The sequence below is a fragment of the Bacillus hominis genome, assembly GCF_018332515.1.
Lineage (GTDB): Bacteria > Bacillota > Bacilli > Bacillales > Bacillaceae_G > Bacillus_A > Bacillus_A hominis.
This window is the reverse complement of record NZ_BOQD01000261.1, coordinates 1-6,589: the sequence shown is the minus strand read 5'-3', so window position 1 is coordinate 6,589 and position 6,589 is coordinate 1. Positions and strand designations below refer to the sequence as shown.

Genomic DNA, 6,589 nt, shown 5'->3' with positions numbered 1-6,589 from the left:
CTCGGTAAAAGGAAATGGTTACGTAAAAGCAACGAACGTTGAAAAGTTAGCAGACGATGACTTCGTATTCAATTTTTAATATAGTGTTATAGAAAAAGCTGTCTTTATAGAAAAGACAGCTTTTTTGCTATGAATAGTTTACATAACGTTATTATTTCATGAAAATATTTTTATCTCGTAAAAGTATAATTTATGAGGAAGTGAAAATAAAAAACGGATTAAAGTTCTGTTTTTTTTATATTTAGCAGTATGAGAGATTGAATAACTTATGTCAAAATGAATAAAAAATGATAAGAAATGAGGCCTAATTCCACCTATATGTTCTTTTTAGTATTGAATTTTTAAACTCTAGAAATTTTGGCTTAAAAATTGCATGAATATTTAAAAAACAACAAAAGGGAGGTAATACTCGGTGTGATATATAGTCATTTGAAAACGCTTCCTTTTAACTGTCGATTTTTAAATGGAAATTAGATAGAGAAAGTAGGGGGAATGATAGGTGGGAAAAGTAGTTGGTTTAAAACGTTCATTAGGGCTGTGGTCAATTGTTATGCTAGGGGTCGGGTACATGACACCGATGGTTGGATTTGATACGTTTGGAATTGTTTCGGAAAAAACGGGTGGACATGTTCCAGGAGCTTATCTTATTGCATTAGCGGGGATGTTGTTTACCGCTGCAAGCTACGGAAAAATGGTAAAGGTTTTTCCTACCGCAGGATCTGCTTATACGTATACACAGAAGACAATTAGTGCAAGGCTTGGGTTTCTCGTTGGATGGTCCGCGTTATTGGATTATTTATTTCTACCAATGGTGAACGCACTATTAACGAGAATTTATATGTCAGCCTTTTTTCCAAGTGTTCCTAGTTGGGTATGGGTCATTGGCTTTGTTCTCCTGATTACATTAATAAACATGATTAGCGTAAATGTTACTGCTAATTTCAATACGTTCTTAGTAATATTTCAAGTGTTAGTAATGGCCGTGTTTGTTTTTCTAGTTATAAAAGGCTTATTATCGGGAGAGGGTACAGGAGAAATCTTTTCCATTCAGCCGTTTTTTCAATCAGATATACAAATATCACCGTTAGTTGCAGGTGCGACAATTCTTTGTTTCTCATTTTTAGGTTTTGATGCAGTAACTACATTCTCAGAAGAGACACCAAACGCGGAGAAAACAATTCCTCGAGCTATTTTTCTTACTGCTTTAATCGGTGGAGTTTTATTCATTACTACGACGTATTTTACACAATCTATGTTTCCAGATACATCTGTATTTAAAAATCAAGAATCAGCATCTCCAGAAATTGCACTATATGTTGGTGGGAAATTATTTCAAGCTTTCTTTTTAGTAGGAACCCTTATGGGGACACTTGCGTCCGGTTTAGCTTCTCATACAAGTGTATCCAGGTTATTATACGTAATGGGGCGAGATAATGTAATTCCGAAGAAAATATTCGGATACATTCATCCTCGCTGGCGAACGCCAGTATATAACATTGTTATTGTAGGAATTATTTCGCTCTCCGCTATATTCATTGATTTAGAAACGGCAGCATCTCTTATTAATTTTGGAGCGCTTATTGCATTTACATTTGTTAATTTATCTGTAATTTCCTACTATGTAATTAAGAAAAAAAGATATAAAACGATAAAAGACTGTTTAAATTTCTTAGTGATGCCTATTTTAGGTGCTGGTACTGTCGCAGTTCTATGGTTTAACCTCAATATTCATTCACTTATTCTAGGGATTTGCTGGGCTGCTATTGGAATTGGGTACCTTCTATATGTTACAAATATGTTCCGTTCAGCTCCCCCGCAAATGCATTTTGAAGAAGCACAGGAAATATAAAAAGAAAAAGGCATCGGATAAGTTCCGATGTCTTTTTTTTATATTTGATAATCATGCAGCATTGCATAAGTCATTCAAAGATTCATAAGTAAAGGGGATGACACGATATGATTAACGTAGTATTTTCACTTGGCACGATTATTGCTTTGTACAATTAGTAAAATATAAAGAGGGGTGTTATCTCGTGCCGATTCAATCAGAAAAACATACAAATACAGTTGAAGTTGAAAATCCTTTAGAGGAATTTCAAGCTATATTAAAAGAGGCGCTTCATTTTTTAAGTTATCCAGACGAAGTATTCGAATTTCTGAAAAAACCAATGCGTTTTTTAGAAGTAAGCATTCCTGTTCGAATGGATGATGGAACAACAAAGGTATTTCAAGGGTATCGCGCTCAGCATAACGACGCAGCAGGGCCAACAAAAGGTGGTATTAGATTTCATCCAGATGTTACGGCAGAAGAAGTGAAAGCACTTGCTGGTTGGATGAGCTTGAAATGTGGAGTGACAGGACTGCCATATGGAGGCGCAAAGGGCGGGATTATTTGTAATCCACAGGAGCTGAGTTTTAGAGAACTAGAGTTACTGAGTCGTGGGTATGTAAGAGCAGTAAGTCAAATTGTGGGACCGACGAAAGATATTCCAGCACCTGATATGTATACAAATGCGCAAATTATGGCTTGGATGTTAGATGAATATGACCATATCAGGGAGTTTGACTCTCCAGGCTTTATAACCGGGAAGCCATTAATGCTAGGAGGATCACAAGGGCGGGAAACAGCAACTTCTAAAGGTGTATTGTATACACTTCAGTTAGTAAGTGAGTTAAAACAAATTCCTTTGCAAAATATGCGAGTTATTATTCAAGGGTTTGGGAATGTTGGAGGTTATTTGGCGAAATATTTATATGATATTGGTGTGAAAGTAGTCGGGGTATCAGATGCTATAGGAGGAATTTATAATCCAGACGGTCTAGATGTTCCTTATTTACTAGAAAACAGAGATTCTTTCGGTGTAGTATCGAATCTCTTTAGTAAAACAATTTCTAATCAGGAGTTGTTAGAAAAAGAATGTGATGTACTCATTCCGGCGGCAATTGGAGGAGTCATTACAAAACATAATGCAGGAAAGCTTGGATGTAAGATTATCATTGAGGCTGCAAATGGACCAACAACAAAAGAGGCGATAACCATGTTAGAAGAAAAGGGAATTTTGGTTGTTCCAGATATTTTAGCAAACTCTGGTGGCGTAATTGTTTCATATTTTGAATGGTGTCAAAATAACCAAGGATATTACTGGACGGAGCAATATGTTGATCAATGTTTAAAGGAGAAAATTACATCTAGTTTTTCTAACGTACTTGATACTTCTAAACGCTTTGGAGTAAATATGAAAATTGCTGCTTATATTGAAGGGGTTCGCAAGATTGTAGAAGCATCGCGCCTAAGAGGTTGGTTGTATTTTTAACCTAAAGGAGGGCTTAAATGAAACTGGATATTTTATTAGAAGAAGTGGAGAGACAATCAATCGGTTATTATTGTATTTTGTCGAATAGTCATCGTTATGATATAGCTGTTACGTATTCACAACAGTTTCTTGGAAAAGCAATGGTTACCTCAATTCAAAATGGGAGAATGGTTTTATTAAGTCAAGAAGATATTGGAGAGGAACAATATTGGGCACCAAGGCTAGGAATTGAGGTAGAAGATATAGAAGAGCTTCAAAGCTTTTTCTATACGATTCTTCAGTCACAAAGGTTAGAAGAACAATATTAATAGAATAAAAGAAAGGGATGATTGATTGTGTATTATGATATTGTTACGAGTCCGTGTTATGGAATAATTGAAAAAGTGTCTATTGATAAGGATTCTCGAATTTATGAATGGGAGCCATTATTCTCTATTAAAGATATGAATGGTAAACTGGAAGTAATTAAGATGGGATGTAGTGGAGAAGTTCAATCTTTAGAAGTAGAGGCAGGAGATAAAGTAATTCCAGGTATGGTATTAGCTTATATTCAAGAAGATCTTTTCGTTAGTGGTAGTGATTAATGATAGAACAATGAGGAAGATGGAGGTGTTCATCTTCCTTTTTTTATTAAGTAAAGGAAAAAACGCTTTATTTTCAGATTAATTAAAAAAATCTGTATTTAATGATACAATACAAATTAAATAGCTCAAAGGAGGAATAGCAGAATGTTTTCCATTGCTCATAAAAAAATTAGACCTATTGTTTCTCTACCTATCGATCAATCTGAAAAGGAATGGAATATAGATGTTGAAAATATAAAAGAATCTTTTCTATTTTTAAAAAGAGGGGAGAAATTATTTGCATACGTTCATGTGAAGGATCTGCTATCAAATAGTAAGGGATTAACTTCTAAGGTATTGCTTTCAAATGCTATTTCACTAGATACAATATGTCATCTTAGTAAAGATATTTCTTTAACAGCTCTTTTTCAAATTATTGGAGCGCCGATTGTCATAGTAAAAAATGAAATGGATGAGATAACAGGATATATAAGAAGAGAGGATGTTTTTGCAGAACTATTTAAACAAGAAAATCAGAGTGTTGATATATTGAAAATTATTTTAACGTCTATTCCAATGGGGATTTTTGTAGTAGATCGTGAGAAGAAAATTGTAAATTGCAATGAGTCTGGTTTGAAGATGATTAAATCGACTCCTGAAAAAGTTATGAATGTACCAGCAGAACTGATTTTTAATGAAGAACACATTAATAACGTATTTACAACGGGAAAAACGATCTTGAATCAATTACAAATCACAAATGAGATGGGTGTATTAGTTGACTATAGTCCGATTCCAAACTTTGATCAAAGTATTGAAGGAATGGTTATTATTGTGCAAGATTTGCCGATGGTCGAGGACATGGCGATGGAAATTGAATATATAAAGGATTTAAATAAAGATTTACATGCAATCTTATCTAGTATTTATGATGAAATATTAGTTGTTAATCATAAAGGGGAATTAATTCGTTATAGTGAAACTGTTATCAATGATTTTTGGGGGAGTAATTTAAAAGACCTTTTAGGAAAAAATCTTTTAGACTTAGAAAAGAAAGGATTATTTAGTCCATCTGTTACACGATTAGTGTTGGAAAAACAAAAAAAGGTATCAGTTGTACAAGAAACAAAAAGTGGAAGAAAAATATTAGCAGTTGGAAACCCTGTATTTAATGAAAACGGAGAGCTTCATCGTATTATTATTGCCTCAAGGGATATTACCGAAGCAACGAGATTGAAGACAGAATTACATGAAATAAAGAAGATATCAGAGCAATATAAGAAGGAGTTAGATGACTTTAAAAATAAAGATCGTTTTCTTAAGAAGCTTATTTACTGTAGTCCGAAAATGGAGCAAATTATTAACCAAGCTAAAAAAATAGCAGATTTTTCTTCCAATGTTCTTATTTCTGGAGAATCTGGTGTCGGAAAAGAAGTAATTGCCCAAGCAATTCATCAACTTGGAAACCGATCGTCAAAGCCATTTTTAAAATTAAATTGTGGTGCAATTCCAGAAACTTTGTTAGAAAGTGAACTATTTGGTTATACGAAAGGTGCTTTTACAGGAGCCGATAAAAATGGAAAAGAAGGATATTTTAAGCAGGCTGATCAAGGTATTTTATTTTTAGATGAAATTGGAGAAATGCCTTTACATTTGCAAGTGAAATTGCTTAGAGTCCTGCAGGAACAAGAAGTAATTCCTATTGGAAGTACAATACCTACGAAAATAAATGTACAAATTATTGCTGCTACAAATAAGAGTCTTGAAAAGATGGTGGAATCTGGAACATTCCGTGAAGATTTGTTTTATCGCCTAAATGTAATTCCGTTGCGAGTTCCTCCTCTACGAGAGCGAATGGAAGATGTTCCGGTACTTGCCTTTCATTTCTTGCAACAGTTAAATGAAAAATATAATAAAAATTATCATTTAACTCCAGATGCGCTTAGCTTACTAGAGTTTTACTCATGGCCAGGAAATGTACGTGAATTACAAAATATGATTGAACGTTTAGTAGTATCAGCAGACGATCCGGTCATTGAAGCGGAGTTTGTTAGTAAGTTTTTAACACCTCGTTATGACTTTAAAAAATCAAAACCAGTTATTACAAGAGTATTACCATTACAAGAAGCACTACATTCTGTAGAAGAACAATTGATTTTACTTGCAATGAAGCAGTATAAAACAACGACTAAGGCTGCAAAAGCTCTTGGAATCAGCCAATCTTCAGTGAGTCGTAAATATCAAAAAATTGTTAGTGAAAAAGGGATAGCGGCTGATATCATCTCTTATTCCTAAAAAAGGAGAAGGTCACATAGACTTCTCCTTTTTGTGTGCGCTCAGCATGTACATATTCTCTAGGGTTCAAGTCCCGAGTCGTGAAGGCGGTAGCAGAAATGATTAACGTTCTGTTTTATCTCGCTATTTGTGGGCAGTAAAACTCCCACCTCAAAATTCAGGTGGAGAAAAGAAGTTAGGTAGGAGCCCTGCTGCCCGTAAACCCCCACTGATTATTAGCCTTCACTTTATGCAAAATGGAATAGTGTATGCGAAAATGCATAAATTGTTTGTTGTTTTTAAGAAAATAGTCAGTTTATCCCGCTATTTGTAGGCAGTAAAACTCCCACCTCAAAATTCAGGTGGAGAAAAGAAGTTAGGTAGGAGCCCTGCTGCCCGTAAACGCCCGATTGGTGAAGGCTCATAATCAGTGGGGGA

At 34.6% G+C, this 6,589-nt stretch carries 5 protein-coding genes and 1 pseudogene; all 6 read left to right on the top strand.

All coding sequences use genetic code 11. From position 1 onward, the window contains the following. Positions 1-79: pseudogene (locus KI356_RS21545) on the top strand (ribonucleotide-diphosphate reductase subunit beta); the annotation flags it as partial. A 420-nt stretch (positions 80-499) separates the two neighbouring features. Further along, the gene (locus KI356_RS21540; protein ID WP_128282262.1) at positions 500-1,849 is read left to right on the top strand and encodes an APC family permease; all 1,350 of its coding nucleotides are present in this window, start codon (positions 500-502) and stop codon (positions 1,847-1,849) included. A gap of 184 nt (positions 1,850-2,033) precedes the next feature. After that, positions 2,034-3,314 (top strand): Glu/Leu/Phe/Val family dehydrogenase, encoded by a 1,281-nt coding sequence (locus tag KI356_RS21535; protein ID WP_212936398.1) that lies wholly within the window; start codon positions 2,034-2,036, stop codon positions 3,312-3,314. Positions 3,315-3,331: 17 nt separating this feature from the next. Next, positions 3,332-3,622, top strand: coding sequence for an SAV0927 family protein (locus KI356_RS21530; RefSeq protein ID WP_212936397.1), 291 nt, complete (start codon positions 3,332-3,334; stop codon positions 3,620-3,622). Between the two features lie 27 nt (positions 3,623-3,649). Next, the gene (locus tag KI356_RS21525) at positions 3,650-3,898 is read left to right on the top strand and encodes a biotin/lipoyl attachment domain-containing protein (protein ID WP_128282265.1); all 249 of its coding nucleotides are present in this window, start codon (positions 3,650-3,652) and stop codon (positions 3,896-3,898) included. A gap of 144 nt (positions 3,899-4,042) precedes the next feature. Then, positions 4,043-6,172 carry a sigma 54-interacting transcriptional regulator gene (locus KI356_RS21520; protein ID WP_212936396.1) on the top strand — a complete coding sequence of 710 codons (2,130 nt, stop codon included), beginning with the start codon at positions 4,043-4,045 and terminating at the stop codon, positions 6,170-6,172. The last annotated feature ends 417 nt before the right edge of the window (positions 6,173-6,589 follow it).

Bases quoted from the DNA above. Each gene is read 5' to 3' on its own strand.
- KI356_RS21530 (WP_212936397.1), top strand. From the start codon at position 3,332: ATGAAACTGGATATTTTATTAGAAGAAGTGGAGAGACAATCAATCGGT.
- KI356_RS21520 (WP_212936396.1), top strand. From the start codon at position 4,043: ATGTTTTCCATTGCTCATAAAAAAATTAGACCTATTGTTTCTCTACCT.